This window comes from Enterobacter sp. 22499 (genome assembly GCF_052044815.1).
In the GTDB taxonomy this organism is placed as follows: Bacteria; Pseudomonadota; Gammaproteobacteria; order Enterobacterales; family Enterobacteriaceae; genus Enterobacter; species Enterobacter bugandensis.
In genome coordinates this window covers 112,040-137,143 of record NZ_JBQENR010000005.1, presented here as the reverse complement: position 1 = coordinate 137,143, position 25,104 = coordinate 112,040, and the positions used below count along the sequence as shown (strand labels likewise).

Below are 25,104 nucleotides of genomic sequence, written 5' to 3'. Positions count from 1 at the left end.
CAACACATGGAACAGATTACAGTCGTGATTGGCGATCGCCTGGGTAAAGGTCAGAAAGTGGCTGCGGGTGTGGAAAAAGCAGGTGGACGCGCAGTGGTTGTGCCGGGCATGGCGGCGGACATGAAGCTCGGCGACGTAATGAAAGCGGAAAACGCCACCTTCGGCATCTCCTTCTGCGGCAGCGGCGGCGCGGGTGCCATCACCGCCCAAACCAAATATGGCTACAAGGCCAAATACGGCATGCGTTCCGTGGAAGAGGGCGTGACCGCCATCAACGAAGGCTGCAACGTGCTGGGCTTTGGCTTTATGGATAAAGAAGAGCTGGGCGAGCGTCTGGTGCAGGCGTGGCAGAAGAAATACGGCGCATAAGCATGAAAGAACAGTTCACAACCACGGTGAGAGTGAAGGGGAAGGGCGACGCCAAAGCGCGCGCCTTTGCCGACGCGCTCAACCACGTTCAGGCCGCGGTGATGAAAGCTTCACCGCATATCTTACTGCGTATTGAGCCACAGGATGTGCAGGTTGTTCAGGCGCAAGAAGCGGTGCGTAAAGAAGCGTTTCTGTTCTTCTTTTTGCGCCGGGAAAGACGCACCTACAGCGTGGAGCTGGATGTGACCGTCAACGTGACCGCCATCAATCTTGACCGGGTGGATTTCTTCACGCAACGCTGATTATTCATAAAAGGGCAGACTGATGTTCTTAATTATATTAATAAAATCGCTCATCATTGGCGGCCTGGTTGGCGTCGGTGTCGGAGCCGGGGCTGCACGCATGTTTCATGCGCCTACCACTCAGGGTATGGGCGCGTTTCGTACGTTGGGGGAACTGAACTCCTGTGAAGGGGATCCGGCGTCCCACTTCTCCTTTGGGTTAGGTTTCTTCTTTAACGCCTGGGCCTCTTCCGTGGCTGCGGGTGCCTTCACACAGGACGTTGACCACCGCATCATCCCGAACTGGGGTGCTGCTGCACTGATGATCAAAAACCGTAACGTCGGCGAAACGCTGCACGACCCCCGCAAAATGGCGATTGCCTGCGGCGTGATTGGCATGCTCGTCGTCACCTTCCTGAACCTGACCGCCTCCTCCGTGCCGGCAGCGCTGCAGGTCACCGCCGTGAAGGTGCTGGTGCCTGCCGCGAACCTGCTGGTTAACACCGTGATGCCGGTGATCTTCTGGCTGGCGGCCATCGACGCGGGTAAAAAATCGGGCTTCTGGGCCACCATCTTTGGCGGCGCGGCGCAGCTGATCATGGGGAACGCCGTACCGGGTCTGGTTCTCGGCATCCTGATCGGTAAAGGCGTTGAGGAGAGCGGCTGGAACCACGTCACCAAAGTGATGATGGCGGCGATCGTCCTGCTGTTCGTGTTGAGCGGCTTCTTCCGCGGCTTCGACATGAAGATGATCGAATCCTTCCATCTGACCGTGCCGAACTGGCTCGACATGATCCACAACTCGCTCAGCGGTAAATAACAGGAGCCTCTACATGGAACAGAATAAAGGTTTTTGGTATGCCGACTGGTCGTTCCCGATCTTCGTTGGCCTGCTCTCCTCCGGCGTCTTCGCCGGGACGCACATGTACTACCTCTACGGCATCGGCGCGTTTAACGAAGTGGCCTTCGTGGCGATGCTGAAAGCGGGCATCGATACCGGCGTCTACGGCGCGGTGGCGGCGTTCGGCGCGAGCTTCCTGTTCGCCCGCATTATTGAAGGGTCGCTGGTGGGTATTCTCGACATCGGTGGGGCGATCCAAACCGGCGTGGGCCTCGGCGTACCGGCGCTGTTGCTGGGCGCGGGGATCATGTTCCCGGTGACCAACTTCATTGCCTCGCTGATTACCGGCCTGGTGATTGGTCTGGCGATTGGCTACGTCATCATCCTGGCGCGTAAGTTCACCATCAACCAGAGCAACTCCACCTACGGCGCAGACGTGATGATGGGCGCGGGTAACGCCTCCGGCCGCTTCCTCGGGCCGCTGATTATCCTCAGCGCGATGACCGCCTCCATTCCAATCGGCGTCGGTTCGCTGGTAGGCGCGCTGCTGTTCTACATCTGGCAGAAGCCAATTACCGGTGGCGCCATCCTCGGCGCAATGATTTTGGGCTGGCTGTTCCCGGTCGCCCTTTAATACCCGCGGGCGCTCCGGCGCCCGCCCTATCAGGAGATCCTCATGTTTGATTTACTCCTGCGCCGTGCGCGCCTCGCCGACGATACCCTGACCGATATCGCCATTCAGGACGGGAAGATCGCAGCGACGGGCGAAATTGACGCTCCCGCCCGTAAAACGGTTGAGCTTAACGGTGACGTGTACGTTAGCGCGGGCTGGATTGACTCCCACGTTCACTGCTACCCGAACTCACCGATTTACCACGACGAGCCGGACAGCGTGGGTATTGCCACCGGCGTCACTACCGTGGTGGACGCGGGCAGTACCGGGGCCGACGACGTGGACGATTTTTACGAAATCACCCGCAAAGCCTCCACCGACGTCTTTGCCCTGTTGAATATCTCCCGCGTGGGGCTGATTGCCCAGAACGAACTGGCCAACATGGCAAACATTGACGCCGATGCGGTGAAGCAGGCGGTGAAGCGCCACCCTGATTTTATTGTCGGCCTGAAGGCGCGCATGAGCAGCAGCGTGGTCGGTGAAAACGGCATCACGCCGCTGGAGCGCGCCAAAGCCATCCAGAAAGAGAATGGCGATTTGCCGCTGATGGTACACATCGGCAATAACCCGCCGAACCTCGACGAAATCGCCGAGCTGTTAAGCTCCGGCGACATCATTACCCACTGCTATAACGGGAAGCCTAACCGCATTCTGACGCCGTCCGGCGAGCTGCGCGCCTCCATCACCTCCGCCCTTAAGCGCGGCGTGCGTCTGGACGTCGGGCACGGCACGGCGAGCTTCAGCTTTGAGGTGGCAAAACGCGCCATCGCGATGGGCATTCTGCCGCACACCATCAGCTCGGATATCTACTGCCGCAACCGCATCAACGGCCCGGTGGGCTCGCTGGCAAGCGTGATGTCGAAGTTTCTCGCCATCGGCATGTCATTGCCGCAGGTGATTGACTGCGTGACCTCGAACGCCGCCGACGGCCTGCGCCTGACGCGCAAGGGTCGCATCCAGCCGGGTCTCGACGCCGACCTGACGCTGTTCACGATTAAACGCCAGCCAACGGTGCTGACGGACGCTGAAAACGACAGCCTGCAGGCTGAATATATTCTGGTGCCGCTTGCCGCGATCCGCGCGGGCAAGGGCTACATGACCGAACAAGGGAGCACGGAACATGCCTTCGATTTATGAGAAGTATAATTTAAAGCAGGTTATCAACACCTCTGGCCGCATGACGGCGCTGGGCGTCTCCACGCCGCGCCCGGAAGTAGTGCAGGCGGCGATGGACGGCATGAATCATTACTTCGAGATGAAGGATCTGGTCAATAAAACCGGGGAATACATCGCGAAGCTGCTGGATGTGGAAGGCGCGACGGTGGTCTCCTGCGCGTCGGCGGGCATCGCCCAGTCCGTGGCGGCGGTGCTGGTAAAAGACAGCGACTGGCTGCTGGAAAACCTGCACGTCACGCCAATCGAGAACAATGAAATCGTCCTGCCGAAAGGCCACAACGTTAACTTTGGCGCGCCGGTCGGCACCATGGTGGCGCTGGGCGGCGGCAAGCTGGTGGAAGCGGGTTACGCCAACGAATGTTCCGCCGATCAGCTGGCGGCGGCCATCACCCCGCGCACGGCGGCGATCCTCTACATCAAATCGCACCACTGCGTGCAGAAAAGCATGCTCAGCGTCGAGCAGGCGGCAGTCGTCGCACGTAAACACTCCCTGCCGCTGATCGTCGATGCCGCGGCGGAAGAAGATCTGCACGTGTACTACCGCTCCGGCGCGGATCTGGTGATTTACAGCGGCGCGAAGGCGATCGAGGGGCCAACCAGCGGCCTGGTGATCGGCAAAACCCAGTACGTTGAGTGGGTGAAACGCCAGACGGCGGGCATTGGCCGCGCCATGAAGGTGGGTAAAGAGGGGATCCTCGGCCTGACCTGCGCCATTGAACACTACCTGACGGCCACCAAGGAAAGCGGTGCCGAGATGGTGGCGAAAATGACGCCGTTTATCGACGCGCTCAACACCCTGAGCGGCGTCACCGCGCGCGTGGTCTGGGACAGCGCGGGTCGCGATATCGCCCGCACCGAAATTAAGTTCGACGAAGCCACCACTGGCGTCGGCACGGGTGACCTGGTGAACGCGCTCAAGCAGGGCGAATACGCCATCTATTTCCGTGGCTACAAGGCCAACGAAGGGATTATCGAAGCGGACGTGCGCAGCGTAAGTGCTGACCAGCTGAACATCGTCTACCGCCGCATTAGCGAAGTATTAGGACAGGAGAAAAACGCATGAAACTGACCCCCAATTTTTACCGTGACCGCGTCTGCCTGAACGTGCTGGCCGGCTCAAAGGCCAACGCCAGCGCCATTTACGAGGCGGCGGAAGGTCACGTGCTGGTGGGCGTGCTCTCCAAAAATTACCCGGACGTGGCGAGCGCGGTCGCGGATATGCGTGAATACGCGGCGCTGATTGATAACGCGCTCTCCGTAGGGCTGGGCGCGGGCGATCCGAACCAGTCGGCGATGGTGAGCGAGATCTCCCGCCAGGTGCAGCCGCAGCACGTTAATCAGGTCTTCACCGGCGTGGCCGCGAGCCGCGCGCTGCTGGGGCAGAATGAATCGGTGGTCAATGGTCTGGTCTCTCCGACCGGTACCGTCGGCATGGTGAAAATCTCCACCGGCCCGCTGAGCAGCAAAGCGCCGGACGGCATCGTGCCGGTTGAAACGGCGATTGCCCTGCTGAAAGACTTCGGCGGCAGCTCGATCAAGTACTTCCCGATGGGCGGCCTCAAGTGCCGTGACGAATACCAGGCGGTGGCGGAAGCCTGCGCCCGTCACGACTTCTGGCTGGAGCCGACGGGGGGTATCGATCTGGAAAATTATGAGGCGATCCTGCAGATCGCCCTCGACGCGGGCGTAAGCAAAATCATCCCGCACATCTACAGTTCGATTATCGACAAAGCCAGCGGCGATACGCGTCCGGAAGATGTGCGTACGCTGCTGGCGATGACGAAGAAGCTGGTGAAGTAGAACTCACACATATAAAGGAGCCACCATGCACACCCGTAACCTGCTTGTCGCTTCACTCTCAATGCTCGCCACCGCCGCTATCGCCCAGACGCAATACGCCTGGGTGGGCACCTATAATCCGAACGGTGAAGGGCTGTACCGTTTTACCGTTGACCCGCAAACCGGCGCGCTCGATAACAAAACGCTGGTGAGCAAACTGCCGAACGCGGCGCAGTTGACCCTTTCGCAAGACGGTAAAACGCTGTATCTGGCAAGCGAAGTGGAGCAGGGCGTGGTGCAGGCGCTGCGCGTCGGCGATAACGGTGAGCTGAGCGAGCTGAATCAGGTGGCCTCCGGTGGCGCCGGGCCGGTGTATCTTTCGCTAACGCCAAACGGCAAGCATCTGCTGGTGGCGAACTACGTCAGCGGATCGATTGCCGTTTTGCCCGTCAACGCGGACGGCAGCCTGGGTGACGCGACGGACAGACATCAGGACCAGGGCGAACCGGGCGCGGCGAAGCCGGAAGCGGCTGTCGAAGGTAGCTTTGCCATCAGCGATCACAACGGCCCGCATGCGCACATGATCGCCGCCGATCCGAGCGGGAAATACGTTTTTTCCACCGATCTTGGTCTGGATCGTATCTATCAGTACCGCTTTGACGATCGAACCGGAAAGCTAATGCCGAACGATCCGCCGTTTATCAGCGCCTCCTCAAAAGGCGCCGGCCCGCGTCATTTTGTTTTTACGCCGAAAGGCGATGCCCTGTGGCTGATTAACGAAGAGGCGTCGACACTTACCCATTATGCGCTGGACACCAGCGGCAGGCTGAAAGAGGGTAAAACGATCTCTGCCCTGCCGGACGGCTATAAAGGCACCAGTTTTGCTGCCGGGCTGGCGCTAAGCGCCGATGGTAAACAGCTGTATGTGGCGAACCGTTTGCATAACAGCATCGGGCACTTTACCGTAACAGCGGAGGGCACGCTGACGCATCAGGAGGATGTCTGGACGCGCGGCGACTACCCGCGCACCCTGACGCTCGATAAGCAGGGCCGCTGGCTGTACGTCATGAACCAGCGCAGCGACAACATTACCCGTTTCCGCGTGGCGCAGGACGGCAAGCTGAGCTTCGAGCCAGACTATACCCCGGTCGGCAGCCCATCCCAGATGGTCATTTCACCCTGAGCAGTAAGAGGACAACGACGTGCGATTTCCGAACCAACGTTTAGCGCAACTTTTCGATCTGTTGCAAAACGAGACGCTGCCGCAGGACGAGCTGGCGCAGCGGCTGTCGGTCTCCACGCGAACAGTTCGCGCAGATATCACCGCCCTGAACGCGCTGCTGGCGAGCCACGGCGCGCAGTTTATTCTGAGCCGGGGTAACGGCTACCAGCTTAAAATTGACGATGCCGAGCGCTATCAGCAGCTGCAGGCATCGCACCCGCGCGCGCTGCGTATTCCCCGAACGGGACCGGAGCGCGTGCACTATCTGGTGGTGCGTTTCCTGACGTCGGCGTTTTCACTTAAGCTTGAAGATCTGGCCGACGAGTGGTTTGTCAGCCGCGCCACCTTGCAGAGCGACATGGTGGAAGTGCGCGAGTGGTTCCAGCGCTATAACCTGACGCTGGAAACCCGCCCGCGCCACGGCATGAAGCTGTTTGGCAGCGAGATGTCGGTCCGCGCCTGCCTGACCGATCTTCTGTGGGAGCTGGCGCAGCAGGACAGCCTTAACCCGCTGGTGACGGAGGTCGCGCTCAACGCCGGGGTACCGGAGCAGATGGTGGTCGTGCTTCACGACGCGCTCACCCGCCATCACATTCGTCTGACCGACGAAGGCGAACTGTTCCTGCGCCTGTACTGCGCGGTGTCGGTGCGGCGCATCAGCGAGGGGTATCCGCTGCCGGAATTCCACGCGGAAGACGTGGAAGAGAACGTGCGCGAGGCGGCGAAGGATATCGCGGTGGCCATTCAGGAGCTGGCGGGCAAGGCGCTTGCGCCATCGGAAGAGAGCTGGCTGTGCGTCCACATCGCGGCGCGGCAGATTCAGGAGATTGCCCCCAGCGCGATTAACGCCGACGACGACGAAGCGCTGGTCAACTATATCCTGCGCTACATCAACACCCACTATAACTACAACCTGCTCAGCGACGCGCAGCTGCACGCCGATCTGCTCACGCACATCAAAACCATGATCACCCGCGTGCGCTATCAAATCATGATCCCCAATCCGCTGCTGGACAACATCAAGCAGCACTATCCGATGGCGTGGGATATGACTCTCGCGGCGGTATCGAGCTGGGGGAAATACACGCCGTATGCGATCAGCGAAAACGAGATTGGTTTTCTGGTGCTGCACATCGGCGTGGGGCTGGAGCGCCACTACAACATCGGCTACCAGCGCCAGCCGCGCGTGCTGCTGGTGTGCGACGCCGGTAATGCGATGGTGCGCATGATCGAGGCGGTGCTCCAGCGCAAATACCCGCAGATCGAGGTGACGCGCACGCTCACTCTGCGCGAATACGAGCTGGCGGATGCCATCGGCGAAGACTTTGTCATCTCCACCGCCCGCGTGAGTGAAAAATCTAAACCGGTGGTGACGATCGCCCCGTTCCCGACCGATTATCAGTTAGAGCAGATCGGCAAGCTGGTGCTGGTGGACCGCACCCGCCCGTGGATGCTGGAGAAATACTTCGACGCGGCCCATTTCCGCATTCTCGACAAGCCTGTTGACCAGCAAACGCTGTTCCGCGAGCTGTGTGAAAAGCTTGAGGCCGAAGGCTTTGTCGGCGCGGAGTTTCTGGATTCGGTCGTTGAGCGTGAAGCTATCGTCAGCACCATGCTCGGCGACGGCATCGCGCTGCCGCACTCCCTCGGCCTGCTGGCACAGAAAACGGTGGTCTATACGGTGCTGGCTCCGCAGGGTATTCAGTGGGGGGATGAAACGGCGCACGTCATCTTCCTGCTCGCCATCAGCAAAAGCGAGTACGAAGAGGCGATGGCGATTTACGACATCTTCGTCACTTTCCTGCGAGAACGCGCGATGACGCGCCTGTGCCAGTGCGAGGATTTTGCGGCGTTTAAGGCTGAGGCGATGGAGAGTTTGAGCCGGTTTTGAGGCCAGGCGGATAGAGGTTATCCGCCTTCATTCACCGCAAATGATGCACAACCTGGTTGCTGCTGCCGCGCCAGATCAGGGCCGGGTCTTTTAAATCCTGCACGAACTTGCCGTCCACCAGCACGTTAATCAAATCCACGACTCCCCTCTGAGCAGCATTCAGCTCTTCCAGCTTATATCCCGTCCAGACCCAGATATCTTTTCCCGCACACTCGCGGCGAATGCGCTTCACCAGCTTCAGGATCTCCGGCACGTTTTGCGGATGAAGCGGATCGCCGCCGGAGAGCGAAATCCCCTGGCGTTTGATGCGCGTGTCGTTCAGGTCGTCGATGATGCGGTCTTCCATTTCGGCGGTAAACGGCATGCCGGAATTTACGCGCCAGGTGCTTTTGTTATAGCAGCCGGGGCACTCGTGAACGCAGCCTGAAACGAACAGGGTGCAGCGGGTGCCGGGGCCGTTGACGATGTCGACAGGGTAGTACTGATGGTAGTTCATAGCGGTTAACCAAGCCGGGTACAGTGTGAGTGCGGATTGTAGGCCCGGTAAGCGTAGCGCCACCGGGCATAAATGTGGCAGTGGCTCAACCGATCTGCCCATTCCCCAGATGTTTCACCCGACGCTTCACCTCTTCCTGCTTGCCGGCGTTAAACGGACGGGCATCCGGGCTGCCGAGATAGCCGCACACGCGACGGGTCACGGAGACACGGGCTGCATCGTGGTTGCCGCATTTCGGGCAGGTAAAGCCTTTGCTCGTACACTCGAACTCACCGGTAAAGCCACACTCGTAGCATTCGTCGATTGGCGTATTGGTCCCGTAATACGGCACGTGCTGATAGCTATAATCCCACACGTCTTCCAGCGCCTTCAGGTTGTGCTGGATGTTCGGGTACTCGCCGTAGCAGATGAAGCCGCCGCTGGCGATGGGCGGATAGGCCGCTTCGAAGTCGATCTTGTCGTACGGGTTTACCTTTTTCTCCACGTCGAGGTGGAAGCTGTTGGTGTAGTACCCTTTGTCGGTCACGCCTTCCACAATCCCGAACTCGGCGGTGTCCAGACGGCAGAAGCGGTCGCACAGGTTCTCGCTCGGCGTACTGTAAAGGCTAAACCCGTAGCCAGTTTCCTCTTTCCACTGGTCAACCGCGTCGCGCAGGCGCTGGACAATCGCAATGCCTTTTTCGCGCAGGGCCTCGCTGTCGTACATATGCGCGTCGCCAGACAGGGCGTTGATGGTTTCGTGGATGCCGATATAGCCCAGCGAAATCGACGCGCGGCCGTTTTTGAAGATCTCGGACACGTCATCGTCCGCCTTCAGGCGCACGCCGCAGGCCCCTTCCATATAGAGGATGGGCGCCACGCGGGCTTTCACCCCTTCAAGGCGTGCGATACGGGTCATCAGCGCCTTACGCGCCAGCTGCAGGCGTTCATCCAGCAGTTTCCAGAATTCAGCTTCATTGCCTTTGGCCTCCAGCGCGATGCGCGGCAGGTTCAGGCTGATGACGCCCAGGTTGTTACGCCCGTCGTGGATCTGCTCGCCGTTTTCATCCTCGTACACCCCGAGGAAGCTGCGGCAGCCCATAGGCGTTTTAAACGAACCGGTGACTTTTACCACCTGGTCGTAGTTCAGAATGTCCGGGTACATGCGCTTGCTCGCGCACTCCAGCGCCAGCTGTTTGATGTCGTAGTTCGGATCGCCAAACTTGTGGTTCAGGCCGTCGCGGATGGCGAACACCAGTTTCGGGAACACCGCGGTTTTACGGTTTTTGCCGAGGCCGGAAATACGGTTGCGCAGAATGGACTGCTGGATCAGGCGTGATTCCCAGCTGGTGCCCAGGCCAAAACCGAAGGTTACAAACGGCGTCTGCCCGTTGGCGGTGTGCAGCGTGTTCACTTCATATTCCAGCGACTGGAACGCGTCGTAGCACTCTTTTTCGGTACGGGAGCGCGCATAGCCGTCCGCGTCCGGGATCTGCCACTCTTCGGCAGTTTTCCGATGCTTGTTGAAGCTCGCCGTCACGAACGGGGCCAGCACTTCGTCAATGCGGTTAATGGTGGTCCCGCCATAAATGTGGCTCGCCACCTGAGCGATAATCTGTGCCGTTACCGCTGTCGCCGTGGAGATCGACTTAGGCGGTTCAATCTCGGCGTTACCCATTTTAAAGCCCTGGGTCAGCATGCCTTTCAGGTCGATCAGCATGCAGTTGAACATCGGGAAGAACGGCGAGTAATCGAGGTCGTGATAGTGGATCTCGCCGCGCTCGTGTGCCGAGACCACGTCGCGCGGCAGCAGATGCTGGCGGGCATAGTGTTTGGCGACGATACCGGCCAGCAGATCGCGCTGGGTCGGGATCACTTTGCTGTCTTTGTTGGCGTTTTCATTGAGCAGGGCAGAGTTGGTCTGCTCCACCAGGCCACGGATCTCCTGATTCAGGCGACCGCGCTTCTCACGCTGCACGTCGCGATCGTGGCGATACTCAATGTAGGCGCGGGCTAACTGTTTGTAGGGGCCAGCCATCAGCTGGTTTTCAACCGCGGTCTGGATCTCGTTGATATCGACCTGGCTGCGTTCAGTCATCTGGCTGCTAACGACTTCTGCGACGGTGGCGCAGTAATCTGCGTCATCGACTCCCGCTGCTTTAGCTGCACGCAGAATGGCTTCCTGGATGCGCTCTGATTTAAACGGCACTTTACAGCCATCACGTTTCATCACATGCGGTGTCATGATCACTCCATTTTTAAAAACAGGTTATCCACAGGGGGGGAAAAGTATTCACCGGACGTATTCCCCGCCAGGCCAAAGACTTCCCCCGTTCCCAGCTCGTGTTATCCACAATTCCGGCCAGCGTAAGCGCCGTCTTGTTGTTGGAATAGTAGACGATTAATACAAGATGTTGGGTTGGCGTGCATTTTAAGTTCTACATATAGTGATTTGCATCAAACATGTTTGCGTTTTTTTTGATTCAGAACAAAGTAAAAAGACGAGAGTACAAACGGCGGGCGCTTCAGCCTTTGTAAAGACGCGAAGGAAAAATCTGATTAATTATTCAACAAAAACAAGCGCTCAACGTGGTACATGCTGAGCGCCGTTCGGTTAACTCACCGCGCAGGCCCAGCTCAATCCTGCCTGTAAAAAGGCTGCGGTAGCGATACTGCCCAGTATCACCGGAATGAGAAGGGAGCGGTCAGGGGCCGCATCCTGTTTTTGAGGTTCTTCAGCACTCAGGGCGGACATCGCCTCTTCCCGGGTGCGCGCCGCCAGAAGCTGCGCGCGCACTCGATCTTCTGTTAATAAACTGGTCAGCGTCGTCAGCAGTTGCATATGGGTACTGCCTGCTTCCGCGGGCGGAATGGCGAGCAGGAAAACCATTCTGACCTCTTCATCACCGTCCAGCCCCGGCCAGCGTATCGGGTCGTCAAAGAGTGCCACACAAAACGCCGCCTGCTGCACCGCCTCGGTTTTACCGTGCGGAACGGCGAGCGCTTCACCCAGCGCGGTAGGGCCTTCGCTTTCGCGCTGTAATACGCTCTGGATGAATGTTTCTTCATCGCAGATGATTTTTCGCCTGGCGAGCGGTTCGGCGAGCCAGCGGATCAGCGCTTCAGGCGTACGGTGCGGCGGGTTGATAAAAACCAGATCGGGGTGCGTCAATGCAAGCAAGTTCATATTAAGCCTCCATCAAAAAATCGCAGGTTGCGAAAGGGGGGATTGCCGTTACTGGCGGCACAGGCTCTTCCAGATAGTTGATCTGACATAGCCCCACCAGACTTTCCGGGACGGGAACCGGCTGCGTCCCGGCGTTAAACACCCGGACGACGGTGCCATTCGACCATTGCGCATGGGGCAGGGCAGAAAGGACTAGCGGCTCCGGCAGGCTCAATAATGAGAATTGTGCCGGAAGCTGATGCTCAGGCAGACGCAACGCAAAGCGCTCAAGGCGGTGATCGAGCGTGTGTAACGATTGCCGCTGATAGGTGAAAGGCTGTCCCGCAGCCTGGTTTTCCAGTTGGCGAAGCGTGAGATGATCGGCTCTGTCGGCCAGCGCGACGGTAAATGAAAAGTGCAGCGGTTTCAGTAACTGGGCGTCGGGGGTCTCAACCACCGTATTATTAATGCCGGACGCACGGCCCGGTCGCCAGTCGAGATCGTTGCGCCCGAGCACGCCCGTCGCTTTAAACAACGTCAGGGCAATCGTCGCGGGTTCGCTGCCAATAATCTGAAATTCCTTCATACCGCGACTATTCACCACCAGCGCTTTGCCCGCTTCCGCGACAGCAATAATGCCTTCGGTGGTTTCGATATCCACGGGCATCTCGCGATAGCGCTCCTGCCAGTTTTCACTCTCACACCCCGTATCGCGCTGGATTATCGCGAAGGGCTGGGAGGCGATAGCGTGACGGTTGCGAATATCGCTGCCGATCAGTAAACGTAGCCGGTGATCGCAGTGGCTGTTTTCCAGCGAAGCCTCGACGTACAGGTTCGGATCGTCTTCGCGTAATGTACACTCCAGACGAAGGGATAACGGCGTTCGGGCAGTATCCTGGCGTCCGGCGAGATCTGGCGGAAGAAACAGTGTGGCTTCAACGATCAGCTTTTCGACAAGCGGCGTTTTCAGGCAGTCGACGAGCGTGAAATGGTCGCATCGCGTCGGCGTATCGCCCGCAAGCGGTGAGAAATCGTAGCTGTCGCCCGCATCTGCACAGTCTTCAAGGGTAAAGAACGAGGGGATGCATCTGCCGCTGCGTTTGTCGTGCAGGGTTAGCGTTCCGTCGTCCAGCGTTAATCGATACTGTGCATTCTCTATCTCGCTGCCCGTTGTCTGTTCAGGCTGCCGGAAAGGCGCCGGGTCATCTTCAACGTTAACGCTGAGATAGCCGACCGGCGGCAGAACCGGTGTTTTCACAGCAACGTGCCAGCGGTAATAAGGGGGAAGGGGCGTTTCACACTCGCCTTCGGCGTTAAGGGAGATCGCCGTTCCGCCGGGCAACACGTCTCTTTTCAGGACGTCGAAGGGGATGGCCTGCCCCTGATACATCAGGGCGATATTTTCAGCGCGGCTATAGAGAGTGGTTTTCACCACGCGCTGCGTTTGCGTGCCCAGCGGGTTAAAAATCAGCAGATCGCCTTCCCGAGCGCAGGCGGCGGCCAGGGTTTTCACCACCAGATTCCACAGGCTGTGGCACAGCTGTTCGGTTTGCTCCAGTCGATGCAAAATATCGCGGTTGGTGGCATCGCTGTTACAGCCGCCGATGGAGTCATGAGCATGGCTTCGCAACAGCTTCTTCCAGAGCGTATCGACCACCGAGAGGTTGACCGGGAGCCCCTGATGACGCGCCATGGCGATTGTCGGCTCCAGCTGCCGCAGGATGAACTGCTCAACTGCATAATTTTTCTTTTTAATGTCGTAGCGCACGGAGCCGATCGTTTTATGGATGCGGGTGTAGCGCGGCGATTTCAGCTCTCCTTCCCAGAATTCAAACTGCTCACGCTGCGCGCGCAGAATGTCGACGTAGCGCTCCAGCGAACTGATGACGTAATGGTCCTCATCCGGGGAGCGTGCGCTGGCGACCTGCAGGATTTTCGGCAGCGCCGGGTCGATACTGACCTGATCGCCGCCGCAGGGCAGCAGCAGGTCATTTATTCCGGCCCGCGAGCGCAGGAGATTGACCATCGGATAGATTTTTCCCTGCAAATGGCTCGCGTCTGAAGAGATGTTTTTAGCCGCGCCATAACCGAGCGCCATCGCGCAGGCGATAACGGTCGCCCCTGACGGCGCGCGCCAGAGGAACTGGCTGCTTTTCGCCTGTCTGTCGTGATCGATGCCGCGCCAGAAGACGATGTTGTCGATATTGCAGCCCTGCAAAATCGTGGGCATCTGCGCATTGTGGCCGAAGGTATCCGGAAGATACCCAACCTGCATGGCGTGCCCCAGCTTACGGGCAGAGAAGATGCCGTATTTGAGGTTGCGGATAATGGATTCGCCATGCACGTTGTAGGTATCCGTCTGGGTATACCACGGCCCCACAAAAATCCTTTTCGCTCTGACCAGCGTCTCCAGCCTGGTGCGATAATCGGGATTGATGGCGAGAAAGTCTTCTACCACCGCCATCTGTCCGTCAAGGTGATAGCAGCTGTAAGCCGGGTCGTGCTCCAGCGTGTCGATGACGTCCGCAAAGTTATATGACGCCAGCACCATGCTGTCCTGACGGGTGAAATACCACTCCTGATCCCAGTGCGTATGGGCAATGACGTGGATCTGATTCATGACCTTCCCCTTAGCTGGCGTTCTTTGAGCTGACGTAAAGCACGCCCAGGGCGCAAATCAGTGCGCCAATAAAGACGCTCGCCAGGTAGCCCGCCACGTTGGTTGCCAGCGGCCAGCCCCAGATGGCCGGCAGCGGCAGCGTCTGCTTCACGCCGAGTGCAATGGCGACCAGCGCGCCGGCGACGGCACCGGTCATGAACACCGGGATCAGACGTGGGTTTTTCAGGATGAACGGGATCGCGCCTTCGGAGATCCCAATCACGCCCAACAGCAACGAGGTGCTGCCAACGGTTTTCTCTTCCCGGCTAAAAACATCCGGTAGTCCAAAGCGGCCGTTGAGGAACGCGGCAAAGCCGACGCCAATAGAGGGGATCACGATGGAGAGTTCGCGGGCGGTGAGATCAAACGTTTCGCTCATGCCATTCAGGCCGAGCGCGACTGAGCCTGCCGCCTTGTTGACCGGGCCGCCCAGATCGAACGCGGTGCCTGCGGCGATCATCGCGGAATAGAATCCGCGCCCGGTGTCACCTGCCGAGGTAAAAAAGACCACCATCAGCTGGTTAAGCGAGCCAAAAATCGGGTTAATCAAATATTCCATGACCATCACCAGCGTAATGCCGGTGATGAGCGGGACGACCAGCATGGTCTTGATGGTGGTGAGCTGTTGGCGGACGTGAATGGAATCATTCAGCCAGCGCACCAGATAGCCCACAAAAAAGCCAATGCCGATCGCGCCGAAAAAGCCGGACGGCATAAAGCCTTCGATATCAAAGAAGCGCTTGTAGACCTCGTCTGACATGATGCCGCCGATAAGTCCGGGGATCAGCGCCGGTTTGCCAGCAATGGAAAACGCCAGATACATGGCGAAAACCGGATACATGAACTTAATGGTCATAAAGCCCACTTTATCCAGCACGCTGAACGGCGAATGGTCGATGTTAATAAACTGGCCGGTAATTTTGGCCGTTGCCATCATCAGCCCGCCCATGACCACCACCGGCAGCATATAGCTGATGGCCGCCATGATATGGCCGATAAAAATCTGGTAAGCCGAAGGCTGGAGTTCGTCTTCATGTACGACAGTCGTGACGTTTTTTTCCATGGCAAGCGCCTGACGCAGATAGCGATCGGTATGCTTGATCAGCTCTTGCGTGCGGGTCTGAAGGTGGGGAATGTTTTCAAAGCGCTCGGCATCCTGAATGGGGACGTCGGTTGCCAGAATAATGGCCGTGGCGGAGGCAATATCCTGCTTCGTTAAGCGATTTTTAACGCCGTCGCTGCCCTGCGTTTCGACCTTCACCTCAATATTATGCTCTTTAGCCCATGCAATAATTTTATTCGCCGCCATAAAGGTATGTGCAATGCCCGTCGGGCAGGCCGTTACCGCGACAACTTTCTGTTTCGTCATTGTCATAATTCCCTGGATGTGAAAACAGGGAAAGTATAAAGAGAACCTAAAACAGTTTTTAACGTTTGCTAATACTAATTACGTATCGCGATACGCGTAAATGCAATGTGTGAAGCGCCTTCCAGAGACTATTTCTCTGTTGTGTTAATATCATGCCGGGATTAAACAGGGTGTAATATATGAATTCATTCCAGGGAAGTGAACGCTTGATATTTGAATACATTCAGCATCACGCGTGTAATATTTCTAATATTTCGGCAAAAGAGATTGCCCGTGATACCTTTACAACGACAACATCCGTTAATCGTGTGTGTAAAAAAATGGGGTATAAAAGCTATACCGAGCTTCGGTATCGTTTTTTACGCGATCATTTTACCCCTGCGCCTGCAGTGCCCGACGCGGGTCCGCAGGCGGACGACATTGTGGCGGAGGTGTCCAGGCTGCTCATCCATTCCAGCCATATCTATCTGTACGCACGCGGTGCCTCGCTTACCAGCCTCAACTACCTGTCGCGCTTTTTATCGCTGGCGAGCCTGCCGCATCTTATTTTGAATGACATGCACCAGCTGACACGGGTATCGAAGGGGACGCTGGTGCTGATCAGCAAATCCGGGGAGACACAGTCGCTGATAGAAATGGCGCGAAACGCACTGCGCAAGGGCTTAAAGATTATTGCAATTACCCGTCAGGGGGCGACGCTGGCGTCGATCTCAACGCTATGCTGGCCGTTATCGATCGACATTAACGCGGTATCGCTGTATCAGCGGGAGGGCCAGCTTGAACTGTTAAGCGCCGTGGACCGTATCGGCTGCAGGCTGCTGCAGCACGATACGGTGTAGTCAGGCCATCAGAGCTGCTTCACTATCCCCAGACGTACGGCATAATCATTTTCATGGTTGCCATCATTGTTGATATAGGTTTTATCCAGTGACACCAGCTCGACGTAAGGCGTCCAGCCATCGTCGAGCTGGTAGTTGAACGCAACGGTATGCTCCCAGTAGGTATCATCCCCGGTTCCCTGATCGACATTATCCTGCCAGCGGAAGCGCGGGTTGTAGGACATACCGAATTTGCCAATGTTGTACGCGAACCAAATGTCGAACTGGTGTGACTGACGGCGGGTATAGCCGCTGCCGTCGAGTTCTTTGTCGCTGTGCGCGTCATTGATGGTGTTATAACGGTAACGGGCAGAGAGGTTCAGACCGTTATCGAACGCTTTCCAGCCCTGAATGAAGGGGCGATAGTGGGTATTACTGGGGGTGAAAACCGTCACCATGCCAGGCGCAACGGCAAAGCCATTGCCCAGATTGAAGCGCCAGCGCGTTTCAATCTCCTGTGCCGCCTCCGTTAATCCTTTGTCATCGGGATTATTTCGGTCGGTATCACCAAAAAAGGTGTCGTTATGGTTTTGTGCGGCTTCAACGGAGAAGTAAAAACCGTTATCCGCCTGATGCATAACCTTAATACGAGAATCATTTACGTCAGAGCGCGTATTATGGCCAAAGCGAAGGTCGATGGACGTATTTCCGCACCATCCCTGTGTGCTCAATAATAATGCGCTAATACACGTTACTTTAATAATTGTCTTTTTCATCATGTCCTGCCGAGGTTATTTAATTGGCAGGACTATTTTTATTTTCGGTACGCCGTGATGTAAAAGTTATCGTCGTACATTTAGCGTATCGCTAAACATAAAAAAAGGAGATACAGCATGCTGTATCTCCTGACGTTTATTCCTGCACCCACCAGATGGCTTCAAACGGGCGCAGTTGCAGCGTATCGGGACGTGAGGGGACGTCCTCATAGTTGCTAAGTGCGACCTGCCATGCGCCCTGTACCGGGTCCGGCTGCCACTGCTGGCGCTCTCGGCTCAGGTTCGCCACCACCATCAGCGTCTGGCCCTGCCACTGGCGGCGATAGCACCACAGGGAAGGGTGTTCCGGCAGCAGATCGTCATAATCTCCCCACGTCAGCACCGGGAGGGTTTTGCGCAGACGAATCAGCGACTGATAGGTGTAGAACACTGAATCCGGGTCGTCCAGCGCCGTACGGGCATTCACGGTTTCATAGTTATCGCAGACCCCAATCCACGGCTCGCCCTCGGTAAAGCCCGCATTGTGCGACGCGTCCCACTGCATTGGGGTTCGGCCGTTATCGCGGGATTTACTCGCCAGAATCGCCAGTAATTCATCCGGCTCGCGGCCATTGGCCCGCAGTTCGGCGAACATGTTCAGGCTTTCCACGTCGCGGTAGTCGGTGATGCGGCTGAAGTGCGGGTTGGTCATGCCCAGCTCTTCACCCTGGTAGATATACGGCGTGCCCTGCATGCCGTGCAGCACCATGCCGAGCATCTTTGCAGCGTGAACGCGGTGTTCCCCTTCGTCGCCAAAGCGCGACACGATGCGCGGCTGGTCGTGGTTACACCAGAACAGCGCGTTCCAGGCTTTGTTGTGCATGCCCTGCTGCCAGTGGCGGAAAAGGGTTTTCAGCGCCACGAAGTCCGGCTTTGCCTTCGTCCACTTTTCGCCGCCGGGGTAGTCCACCTTCAGGTGGTGGAAGTTAAAGGTCATCGACAGCTCGCGCCCGTCGAGCGACGCGTACTGCTGGCAGTTCTCCAGCGAGGTTGACGACATCTCGCCCACCGTCATCAGGTTGCGCGGGGTGAAGACGTCGCGGCTCATCTCCTGGAGATATTCGTGGATGCGCGGGCCGTCAGTGTAGAAGCGGCGACCGTCGCCAATGGTGTCGTCCGGGAAATCCTGGTCTTTAGAGATGAGGTTAATCACGTCCAGACGCAAGCCGTCCACGCCGCGATCGGCCCAGAACTCGCATACCTTTTTCAGCTCGGCGCGCACCGCCGGGTTTTCCCAGTTGAGATCCGCCTGCTCGGGCGCGAAAAGGTGAAGATAATACTGCTCGCTCTCGGCGTGCCAGCGCCAGGCGTTGCCGCCAAACTTGGAGCGCCAGTTGTTGGGGAGCTGCTCCGGCGTGCCGTCGCGCCAGATGTAGAACTGGCGGTACGGGCTCTCTTTGTTCAGCGACTCGCGGAACCAGGCGTGCTGCGTGGAGGTATGGTTAAACACCATATCCAGCACGATGCGAATGCCGCGTTCGTGCGCTTCGGCAACCAGCTCGTCAAAGTCATCCAGCGTGCCAAAGGACGGGTCGATGGCGGTGTAATTCGCCACGTCGTAGCCGTTATCCACCTGCGGGGAAATATAAAACGGCGTCAGCCAGATGGCGTCGATGCCGAGGGTTTTCAGGTAATCCAGCCGCTGCGTCACGCCGCGCAGATCGCCGGTGCCGCTGCCGGTGGTGTCCTGAAAACTCTTTGGGTAAATCTGGTAGATGACGCCGTTCTGCCACCAGTGAAGAAGGGTATTCATAGTGCGTTCCTGCAAATGCGAAGGGGCGCAACTGCGCCCCGAAAGATGAAGTTAAACAATCTGCAGCGTGCCCTGACGGAACTTACGCTGGTAAACCACGGTGGTGAGCGCCATGGGGACGATAATCGCCACCGCCATTGCCAGGGCAAACACCTGCCAGAAAGTAGGCTGGATGGAGAGGATCCCCGGCAGGCCGCCGACGCCAATCCCGTTCGCCATCACGCCGTTCAGGCCGCACAGCAGGCCCGCCAGGCCAGAGCCGATCATCGCGCAGAGCATCGGGAATCGGTACTTAAGGTTGATGCCGTACATCGCCGGTTCGGTGACGCCGAGATAGGCGGAGATGGCCGCCGGAACGGAGATCTCACGCTCGTTGTGCTTACGGCTAACGATAATGATGCCGGTCACCGCAGAGGCCTGCGCAATGTTAGAGAGGGCGATAATCGGCCAGACTGGGGTACCGCCGAGGCTCTGGATCATCTGCATATCGATGGCCAGCGTGGTCTGGTGCACGCCGGTGATCACCAGCGGGGCATACAGGAAGCCAAACAGCGCGGCACCGATTGGCGCGAAGCTGCCGGTCATCAGATGACGCACCGCGAAGGCCACGCCGTCGCCGATCATGCGGCCAAACGGACCGATAAAAGCGTGCGCCAGGAAGACGGCCAGGATCAGCGAGCAGACCGGCACCACCACCAGGTAGAGGTAATCCGGCACGATGCGCTTCAGACGCGTCTCAATAAAGCCCAGCGCCAGACCCGCCAGCAGGGCCGGAATGACCTGCGCCTGATAGCCCACCTTGGCGATGGTAAACAGGCCGAAGTTCCATACCTCAGGCACCTGCTGACCAAGTAAGTAAGCGTTCATTAACTGCGGAGAGACCAGCGTGACGCCCAGTACGATACCGAGAATTGGCGTACCGCCCATCTTGCGCACCGCGGACCAGCAAATCCCCACCGGCAGATAGAAGAAAATCGCCTCGCCAATCAGCCACAGGAAGTCATAGATGCTTTGCAGCGCCGGGTACATCTGCGCCAGGGTTTTACCGTTGCTCATCGGCACATCGCCGATGACGTTACGGAAGCCCAAAATTAAGCCCCCGCTGATCAGCGCCGGCAGCAGCGGGAAGAAGATTTCTGCAAAGTGGGAAATCAGCTGCTCGTGCCATTTCATATTCTGGCGCGCCGCCTTCTTCGCCTGCTCTTTATCGGCAGAAGAGTGTCCGGTGGTCGCCAGCAGAGCCTGATAGTAATCGCCCACTTCGGTACCAATCACCACCTGGAACTGTCCGGCGTTGGTGAAGCAGCCTTTCACCATGGAAAGCTCTTCAATCGCCTTCGGGTTGGCCTTGGCCGGATCGTTCAGCACGAAGCGCAGGCGGGTAATGCAATGGCTGACGGTGGCGATGTTTTCGCGGCCGCCGACCAGGACGATCAGCCGATCGATATCTGCTTGTTTGACTTTACTCATCATGAAACCTCATGACAGATGTTGAGGGGGGTAATGACCTGAGCGCAAGCCTACTCCTTCAGCGTGACGGCGAAAATGGGAACGTTCCCGAAATCGGGCGAAGATCACAATAAACGATTCAGGGGGGTTATGAGAGACGGGCAGGAATAACGATCTGGCGCGGCTCGCTCCGCCCGTTGATCTGCTCGATCAGCTGTGCGGCGGCCTGTCTGCCGGACTCGGCGTAGCCCGGATCGACGGTGATAATTTCAGGGTGCAGGAACTTCATCAGCGGCGTGCTGCCGACGCTCGCCACCTGCAGGTTATCAATGCGCTGCTCCTGCAGATACTTGCTGGCACCCAGCGCAAGGGTGTCCGTGGCGCACACCAGCGCGGTGGTCTGCGGCGTCAGGACGCTGGCGACCTGCTCGTAGCCCTGCTTCATGCCCAGCCCCGGCAGGGAGGCCACGGCAGGGAGATTGTGCTTTTTGCAAAAGGCCAGATAGGCTTCGTGGCGGCGCTTGCCGGTGGTAACGTCCGCGTGCGGCACGCCCAGATAGCTGATGTGGCGGTGGCCTTCTTCGTACAGGCGCTGCATCAGGGTGATAATCGCCCCCTCATCGTCATAACAGACGGAGGCAAAACCGTGGGCATCGCGCGCCAGCAGCACCAGCGACGGCTGCCAGTGTTTCAGCATCTCCTCGTCAATGCCGGTAAAACCAAACAGCACCACGCCGTCAATGTTACGGCGCTGGAGCATGCCGAGATGTTCTTCCACCAGCTGTGGCGAGAACTGGCTCTCCATCATGATCGGATCATAGCCCTGCTCGTAGAAGGCAGGCAGCATGGTCTGAACGGCGAGGTTTTCGGAGAGGGAATCCAGACGCGAAACGATGATCGCAACCACTTTATCGCTCTGCCCGCGCATGGCGCGCGCGGAGCGGGAAGGGGAAAAACCGTGCTGATTCATGACCGCCTCAACGCGCTCGCGGGTGCGTTCGCTGACGCCGCTTTCGTTGTTCAGCACGCGTGAGACGGTTGATTTCCCCACGCCGCTTAAACGCGCGATGTCTTTAATCGTAAGGCGGTTCTGCATGCTGTTTTCCCTGTAACAACGACAAAATGGTCAATTGAGCCTAATGCTATAGCGCGATTTCGCTATGGGCAAAGTCTGGTTTACGTACTGTTTATTTGCAGGCGCGTATAATACCGCCCGAATCGTCACAAAGGGTACGCTTAAATCTTTATACTGCGCGGCGACACCCTGTTTTTTTACTTACCGGAGGCTTTATGGATCCCGATCCCGCACCTCTCCTGAAAGGGAGAATTTGTTCTTTCCGGTAAGCCAGCTTTTGCTGTCTCACCGGTAATGTGAGGCAGCAACGTCCCAAACGTTCCTGCTTGAAAAATTGAGTGCCTGACAGGTACGGCTTTGCCACGCCTGAAGGGAATGCTGCGTCCGCCTGGCGGATGCGGAGGAATGTCTATGTTTAAAAATATCACCCGGCAGCTGCAGGCGCTGCTGAGCCGCCATCTGCCACACCGTCTTGTTCAGCGCGATCCGCTGCCCAATGCCAAAAACATGGCGGGAGCGGCGATCCCGGCGTCCCTGACCGAACGCTGCCTGAACGTGGCGGCGATGGATGAAAACGAAGTCTGGCGCGCCTTTGGCGGCCATCCGGAAGGGCTGAACGCGTCTGAAGTGGAAAAAATCCGCGCCGTGCACGGCGATAACCAGATCCCGGCGCAGAAGCCCTCTCCGTGGTGGGTGCACCTGTGGCTCTGCTACCGCAACCCGTTCAACCTGCTGCTGACCGTGCTCGGCATTATCTCTTACGCGACGGAAGATCTCTTTGCCGCGGGCGTGATTGCCCTGATGGTGGGTATCTCCACGCTGCTGAACTTCATTCAGGAAGCCCGCTCCACCAAAGCGGCGGACGCCCTGAAGGCGATGGTCAGCAACACCGCGACCGTCTCGCGCGTGATTAACGACCTCGGCGAAAACGCCTGGGTTGAGCTGCCCATTGACCAGCTGGTGCCGGGCGATCTGGTGAAGCTGGCGGCGGGAGACATGATCCCGGCGGATTTACGCATCATCCAGGCGCGGGATCTGTTCGTGGCGCAGGCCTCCCTGACCGGCGAGTCCCTGCCCGTTGAGAAGGTATCGCGCAGCCGCGACCCGCAGCAGATGAACCCGCTCGAGTGCGACACCCTGTGCTTTATGGGCACCACTGTGGTCAGCGGCACGGCGCAGGCGATTGTCACCGCCACCGGCGGCAATACCTGGTTTGGACAGCTTGCCGGGCGCGTCAGCGAGCAGGAGAGCGAGCCGAATGCGTTCCAGAAAGGCATTGGCCGCGTCAGCATGCTGCTGATCCGCTTTATGATGGTTATGACGCCAATCGTGCTGCTGATCAACGGCTACACCAAGGGCGACTGGTGGGAGGCGGCGCTGTTTGCGCTCTCCGTGGCCGTCGGCCTGACGCCGGAAATGCTGCCGATGATTGTTACCTCCACGCTGGCGCGCGGGGCGGTCAAACTCTCTAAACAAAAGGTGATCGTCAAACACCTCGACGCCATCCAGAACTTTGGCGCAATGGACATTCTCTGCACCGATAAAACCGGCACCCTGACGCAGGATAAAATCGTGCTGGAGAACCACACCGACATCGCCGGTAAAACCAGCGAGCGCGTGCTCCACAGCGCGTGGCTGAACAGCCACTACCAGACCGGGCTGAAAAACCTGCTCGACGTGGCGGTGCTGGAAGGCGTGGACGAGGAGGCCGCCCGTACGCTCTCCGGCCGCTGGCAGAAGGTGGACGAAATCCCGTTCGACTTCGAGCGCCGCCGCATGTCGGTGGTGGTCAGCGAGCAGCCGGACGTGCACCAGCTGATCTGCAAAGGCGCGCTGCAGGAGATCCTGAACGTCTCCACGCAGGTGCGCCATAACGGGGAGATCGTGCCGCTGGACGACACCATGCTGCGCCGCATCAAGCGCGTCACCGACAACCTGAATCGTCAGGGGCTGCGCGTGGTGGCGGTGGCGAGCAAATTCCTGCCCGCGCGGGAGGGGGACTATCAGCGTATCGACGAATCCGATTTGATCCTCGAGGGTTACATCGCATTCCTCGATCCGCCGAAAGAGACCACCGCACCGGCGCTGAAGGCGCTGAAGGCGAGCGGCATCACCGTCAAAATTCTCACCGGCGACAGCGAGCTGGTGGCGGCCAAAGTGTGTCACGAAGTGGGGCTGGACGCGGGCGACGTGGTGGTTGGGAGCGACATTGAGCACCTCACCGACGACGAACTGGCGCAGCTTGCCCAGCGCACGACGCTGTTTGCCCGCCTGACGCCGATGCACAAAGAGCGCATTGTGACGCTGCTGCGTCGTGAAGGGCACGTGGTGGGCTTTATGGGCGACGGCATCAACGATGCGCCCGCGCTGCGTGCGGCGGACATTGGCATCTCCGTGGACGGCGCCGTGGATATCGCCCGTGAAGCGGCGGATATCATCCTGCTGGAAAAGAGCCTGATGGTGCTGGAGGAGGGCGTCATCGAAGGGCGTCGCACCTTCGCCAACATGCTCAAATACATCAAAATGACCGCCAGCTCCAACTTCGGTAACGTCTTCAGCGTGCTGGTGGCGAGCGCGTTTCTGCCGTTCCTGCCGATGCTGCCGCTGCACCTGCTGATCCAGAACCTGATGTACGATGTCTCTCAGGTAGCGATCCCGTTTGATAACGTGGATGACGAGCAGATCCAGAAGCCGCAGCGCTGGAACCCGGCCGATTTGGGCCGCTTCATGCTGTTCTTTGGGCCGATCAGCTCCATCTTCGACATTCTGACCTTCTGCCTGATGTGGTTTGTGTTCCACGCCAACACCCCGGAACACCAGACGCTGTTCCAGTCCGGCTGGTTCGTGGTAGGGCTGCTGTCCCAGACGCTGATTGTGCACATGATCCGCACGCGCCGCATTCCGTTTATCCAGAGCCGTGCCGCGTGGCCGCTGATTGTAATGACGGGCATTGTGATGGCGCTGGGTATCGCGCTGCCGTTCTCGCCGCTGGCAAGCTACCTGCAGCTGCAGGCGCTGCCGCTGAGCTACTTCCCGTGGCTGGTGGCGATTCTTGCGGGTTATATGGTGCTGACCCAGATGGTGAAAGGGTTCTATGCGCGTCGATATGGGTGGCAGTAAGCTCATTTTGCCACAATCCAAACGTAGGCCGGGTAAGGCGAAGCCGCCACCCGGCATCTGGCTTTCCTCCCAAATTCAACAACCTGTGATCTCCGTCGGCGCATTCGCTTGACGACAATTTGTACGCATGTTAACAGAATGTTTTGCCTGTATTTGGCCCGTCAGATAAGGAA

Annotated in this window: 20 protein-coding genes; 11 read left to right on the top strand and 9 right to left on the bottom strand. The window is 58.3% G+C overall.

Annotated elements, in window-relative coordinates; all coding sequences use genetic code 11:
• Nucleotides 1-6 precede the first annotated feature (6 nt).
• The 9 genes from ACTJI7_RS15850 to ACTJI7_RS15810 are packed head-to-tail and all read left to right on the top strand — an operon-like array spanning nucleotide 7 to nucleotide 8,232.
• The gene (locus ACTJI7_RS15850) at nucleotides 7-369 is read left to right on the top strand and encodes an SFCGS family glycine-rich protein (protein WP_023293430.1); all 363 of its coding nucleotides are present in this window, start codon (nucleotides 7-9) and stop codon (nucleotides 367-369) included.
• Nucleotides 370-371: 2 nt separating this feature from the next.
• On the top strand, nucleotides 372-671 hold the full coding sequence (locus tag ACTJI7_RS15845; protein ID WP_440670703.1) for a DUF4312 family protein: 300 nt from the start codon (nucleotides 372-374) through the stop codon (nucleotides 669-671).
• A 22-nt stretch (nucleotides 672-693) separates the two neighbouring features.
• Complete coding sequence (locus ACTJI7_RS15840) at nucleotides 694-1,470, top strand: DUF4311 domain-containing protein (RefSeq protein ID WP_023310182.1); 777 nt, start codon at nucleotides 694-696, stop codon at nucleotides 1,468-1,470.
• Nucleotides 1,471-1,483: 13 nt separating this feature from the next.
• Nucleotides 1,484-2,125, top strand: a complete 642-nt coding sequence (locus tag ACTJI7_RS15835; protein ID WP_003856081.1) for a DUF4310 family protein — start codon at nucleotides 1,484-1,486, stop codon at nucleotides 2,123-2,125.
• Between the two features lie 42 nt (nucleotides 2,126-2,167).
• The gene (locus ACTJI7_RS15830; RefSeq protein WP_048999485.1) at nucleotides 2,168-3,301 is read left to right on the top strand and encodes an amidohydrolase/deacetylase family metallohydrolase; all 1,134 of its coding nucleotides are present in this window, start codon (nucleotides 2,168-2,170) and stop codon (nucleotides 3,299-3,301) included.
• Nucleotides 3,285-4,403, top strand: coding sequence for a DgaE family pyridoxal phosphate-dependent ammonia lyase (locus ACTJI7_RS15825; RefSeq protein WP_248178472.1), 1,119 nt, complete (start codon nucleotides 3,285-3,287; stop codon nucleotides 4,401-4,403). The genes ACTJI7_RS15830 and ACTJI7_RS15825 overlap by 17 nt, the downstream gene beginning before the upstream one ends.
• A complete protein-coding gene (gene dagF, locus ACTJI7_RS15820) occupies nucleotides 4,400-5,140 on the top strand; it encodes a 2-dehydro-3-deoxy-phosphogluconate aldolase (RefSeq protein WP_041911457.1) in 741 nt (246 codons plus the stop codon). Before ACTJI7_RS15825 ends, dagF begins: the two co-directional genes overlap by 4 nt.
• A gap of 25 nt (nucleotides 5,141-5,165) precedes the next feature.
• Complete coding sequence (locus ACTJI7_RS15815; RefSeq protein ID WP_248223692.1) at nucleotides 5,166-6,302, top strand: lactonase family protein; 1,137 nt, start codon at nucleotides 5,166-5,168, stop codon at nucleotides 6,300-6,302.
• 19 nt (nucleotides 6,303-6,321) lie between these two features.
• Nucleotides 6,322-8,232 carry a BglG family transcription antiterminator gene (locus tag ACTJI7_RS15810; RefSeq protein WP_192979084.1) on the top strand — a complete coding sequence of 637 codons (1,911 nt, stop codon included), beginning with the start codon at nucleotides 6,322-6,324 and terminating at the stop codon, nucleotides 8,230-8,232.
• A gap of 31 nt (nucleotides 8,233-8,263) precedes the next feature.
• Here the strand turns inward: ACTJI7_RS15810 and nrdG are convergent, their stop codons facing one another.
• The 5 genes from nrdG to ACTJI7_RS15785 all read right to left on the bottom strand — a co-directional run bounded on the left by nrdG (nucleotide 8,264) and on the right by ACTJI7_RS15785 (nucleotide 15,901).
• On the bottom strand, nucleotides 8,264-8,728 hold the full coding sequence (gene nrdG, locus ACTJI7_RS15805; protein ID WP_063154898.1) for an anaerobic ribonucleoside-triphosphate reductase-activating protein: 465 nt from the start codon (nucleotides 8,726-8,728) through the stop codon (nucleotides 8,264-8,266).
• A gap of 85 nt (nucleotides 8,729-8,813) precedes the next feature.
• Nucleotides 8,814-10,952, bottom strand: a complete 2,139-nt coding sequence (nrdD, locus tag ACTJI7_RS15800; RefSeq protein ID WP_028015304.1) for an anaerobic ribonucleoside-triphosphate reductase — start codon at nucleotides 10,950-10,952, stop codon at nucleotides 8,814-8,816.
• A gap of 369 nt (nucleotides 10,953-11,321) precedes the next feature.
• A complete protein-coding gene (locus ACTJI7_RS15795) occupies nucleotides 11,322-11,894 on the bottom strand; it encodes a fructose PTS transporter subunit IIA (protein ID WP_088204682.1) in 573 nt (190 codons plus the stop codon).
• Nucleotide 11,895: 1 nt separating this feature from the next.
• Nucleotides 11,896-14,493, bottom strand: coding sequence for a glycoside hydrolase family 38 C-terminal domain-containing protein (locus ACTJI7_RS15790; protein ID WP_440670708.1), 2,598 nt, complete (start codon nucleotides 14,491-14,493; stop codon nucleotides 11,896-11,898).
• A gap of 10 nt (nucleotides 14,494-14,503) precedes the next feature.
• A complete protein-coding gene (locus tag ACTJI7_RS15785; protein ID WP_440670710.1) occupies nucleotides 14,504-15,901 on the bottom strand; it encodes a PTS fructose transporter subunit IIC in 1,398 nt (465 codons plus the stop codon).
• A 179-nt stretch (nucleotides 15,902-16,080) separates the two neighbouring features.
• Here ACTJI7_RS15785 and ACTJI7_RS15780 point away from each other — a divergent pair, with 179 nt between their 5' ends.
• Entirely contained in the window at nucleotides 16,081-16,740 is a 660-nt protein-coding gene (locus ACTJI7_RS15780; RefSeq protein WP_041911449.1) for a MurR/RpiR family transcriptional regulator, read from the top strand.
• An 8-nt stretch (nucleotides 16,741-16,748) separates the two neighbouring features.
• Here ACTJI7_RS15780 and ACTJI7_RS15775 read toward each other — a convergent pair whose 3' ends face one another.
• From ACTJI7_RS15775 to treR, 4 genes are all read right to left on the bottom strand, one after another.
• Nucleotides 16,749-17,495, bottom strand: a complete 747-nt coding sequence (locus ACTJI7_RS15775) for an oligogalacturonate-specific porin KdgM family protein (RefSeq protein WP_440670712.1) — start codon at nucleotides 17,493-17,495, stop codon at nucleotides 16,749-16,751.
• A 136-nt stretch (nucleotides 17,496-17,631) separates the two neighbouring features.
• Complete coding sequence (gene treC, locus ACTJI7_RS15770; RefSeq protein ID WP_440670714.1) at nucleotides 17,632-19,287, bottom strand: alpha,alpha-phosphotrehalase; 1,656 nt, start codon at nucleotides 19,285-19,287, stop codon at nucleotides 17,632-17,634.
• A 51-nt stretch (nucleotides 19,288-19,338) separates the two neighbouring features.
• Complete coding sequence (gene treB / locus ACTJI7_RS15765) at nucleotides 19,339-20,757, bottom strand: PTS trehalose transporter subunit IIBC (RefSeq protein WP_440670799.1); 1,419 nt, start codon at nucleotides 20,755-20,757, stop codon at nucleotides 19,339-19,341.
• A gap of 127 nt (nucleotides 20,758-20,884) precedes the next feature.
• Nucleotides 20,885-21,832, bottom strand: a complete 948-nt coding sequence (treR, locus tag ACTJI7_RS15760) for a trehalose operon repressor TreR (protein ID WP_028015312.1) — start codon at nucleotides 21,830-21,832, stop codon at nucleotides 20,885-20,887.
• A 390-nt stretch (nucleotides 21,833-22,222) separates the two neighbouring features.
• Here treR and mgtA point away from each other — a divergent pair, with 390 nt between their 5' ends.
• Complete coding sequence (gene mgtA, locus ACTJI7_RS15755; protein WP_048957647.1) at nucleotides 22,223-24,931, top strand: magnesium-translocating P-type ATPase; 2,709 nt, start codon at nucleotides 22,223-22,225, stop codon at nucleotides 24,929-24,931.
• Nucleotides 24,932-25,104 lie beyond the last annotated feature (173 nt).

Bases quoted from the DNA above. Each gene is read 5' to 3' on its own strand.
- treR (WP_028015312.1), bottom strand. From the start codon at position 21,832: ATGCAGAACCGCCTTACGATTAAAGACATCGCGCGTTTAAGCGGCGTG.
- dagF (WP_041911457.1), top strand. From the start codon at position 4,400: ATGAAACTGACCCCCAATTTTTACCGTGACCGCGTCTGCCTGAACGTG.
- nrdG (WP_063154898.1), bottom strand. From the start codon at position 8,728: ATGAACTACCATCAGTACTACCCTGTCGACATCGTCAACGGCCCCGGC.
- ACTJI7_RS15795 (WP_088204682.1), bottom strand. From the start codon at position 11,894: ATGAACTTGCTTGCATTGACGCACCCCGATCTGGTTTTTATCAACCCG.
- ACTJI7_RS15825 (WP_248178472.1), top strand. From the start codon at position 3,285: ATGCCTTCGATTTATGAGAAGTATAATTTAAAGCAGGTTATCAACACC.
- ACTJI7_RS15840 (WP_023310182.1), top strand. From the start codon at position 694: ATGTTCTTAATTATATTAATAAAATCGCTCATCATTGGCGGCCTGGTT.
- ACTJI7_RS15830 (WP_048999485.1), top strand. From the start codon at position 2,168: ATGTTTGATTTACTCCTGCGCCGTGCGCGCCTCGCCGACGATACCCTG.
- ACTJI7_RS15790 (WP_440670708.1), bottom strand. From the start codon at position 14,493: ATGAATCAGATCCACGTCATTGCCCATACGCACTGGGATCAGGAGTGG.
- ACTJI7_RS15775 (WP_440670712.1), bottom strand. From the start codon at position 17,495: ATGAAAAAGACAATTATTAAAGTAACGTGTATTAGCGCATTATTATTG.
- treC (WP_440670714.1), bottom strand. From the start codon at position 19,287: ATGAATACCCTTCTTCACTGGTGGCAGAACGGCGTCATCTACCAGATT.
- ACTJI7_RS15835 (WP_003856081.1), top strand. From the start codon at position 1,484: ATGGAACAGAATAAAGGTTTTTGGTATGCCGACTGGTCGTTCCCGATC.
- ACTJI7_RS15815 (WP_248223692.1), top strand. From the start codon at position 5,166: ATGCACACCCGTAACCTGCTTGTCGCTTCACTCTCAATGCTCGCCACC.
- treB (WP_440670799.1), bottom strand. From the start codon at position 20,757: ATGAGTAAAGTCAAACAAGCAGATATCGATCGGCTGATCGTCCTGGTC.
- ACTJI7_RS15780 (WP_041911449.1), top strand. From the start codon at position 16,081: ATGAATTCATTCCAGGGAAGTGAACGCTTGATATTTGAATACATTCAG.
- ACTJI7_RS15850 (WP_023293430.1), top strand. From the start codon at position 7: ATGGAACAGATTACAGTCGTGATTGGCGATCGCCTGGGTAAAGGTCAG.
- nrdD (WP_028015304.1), bottom strand. From the start codon at position 10,952: ATGACACCGCATGTGATGAAACGTGATGGCTGTAAAGTGCCGTTTAAA.
- ACTJI7_RS15785 (WP_440670710.1), bottom strand. From the start codon at position 15,901: ATGACGAAACAGAAAGTTGTCGCGGTAACGGCCTGCCCGACGGGCATT.
- ACTJI7_RS15845 (WP_440670703.1), top strand. From the start codon at position 372: ATGAAAGAACAGTTCACAACCACGGTGAGAGTGAAGGGGAAGGGCGAC.
- mgtA (WP_048957647.1), top strand. From the start codon at position 22,223: ATGTTTAAAAATATCACCCGGCAGCTGCAGGCGCTGCTGAGCCGCCAT.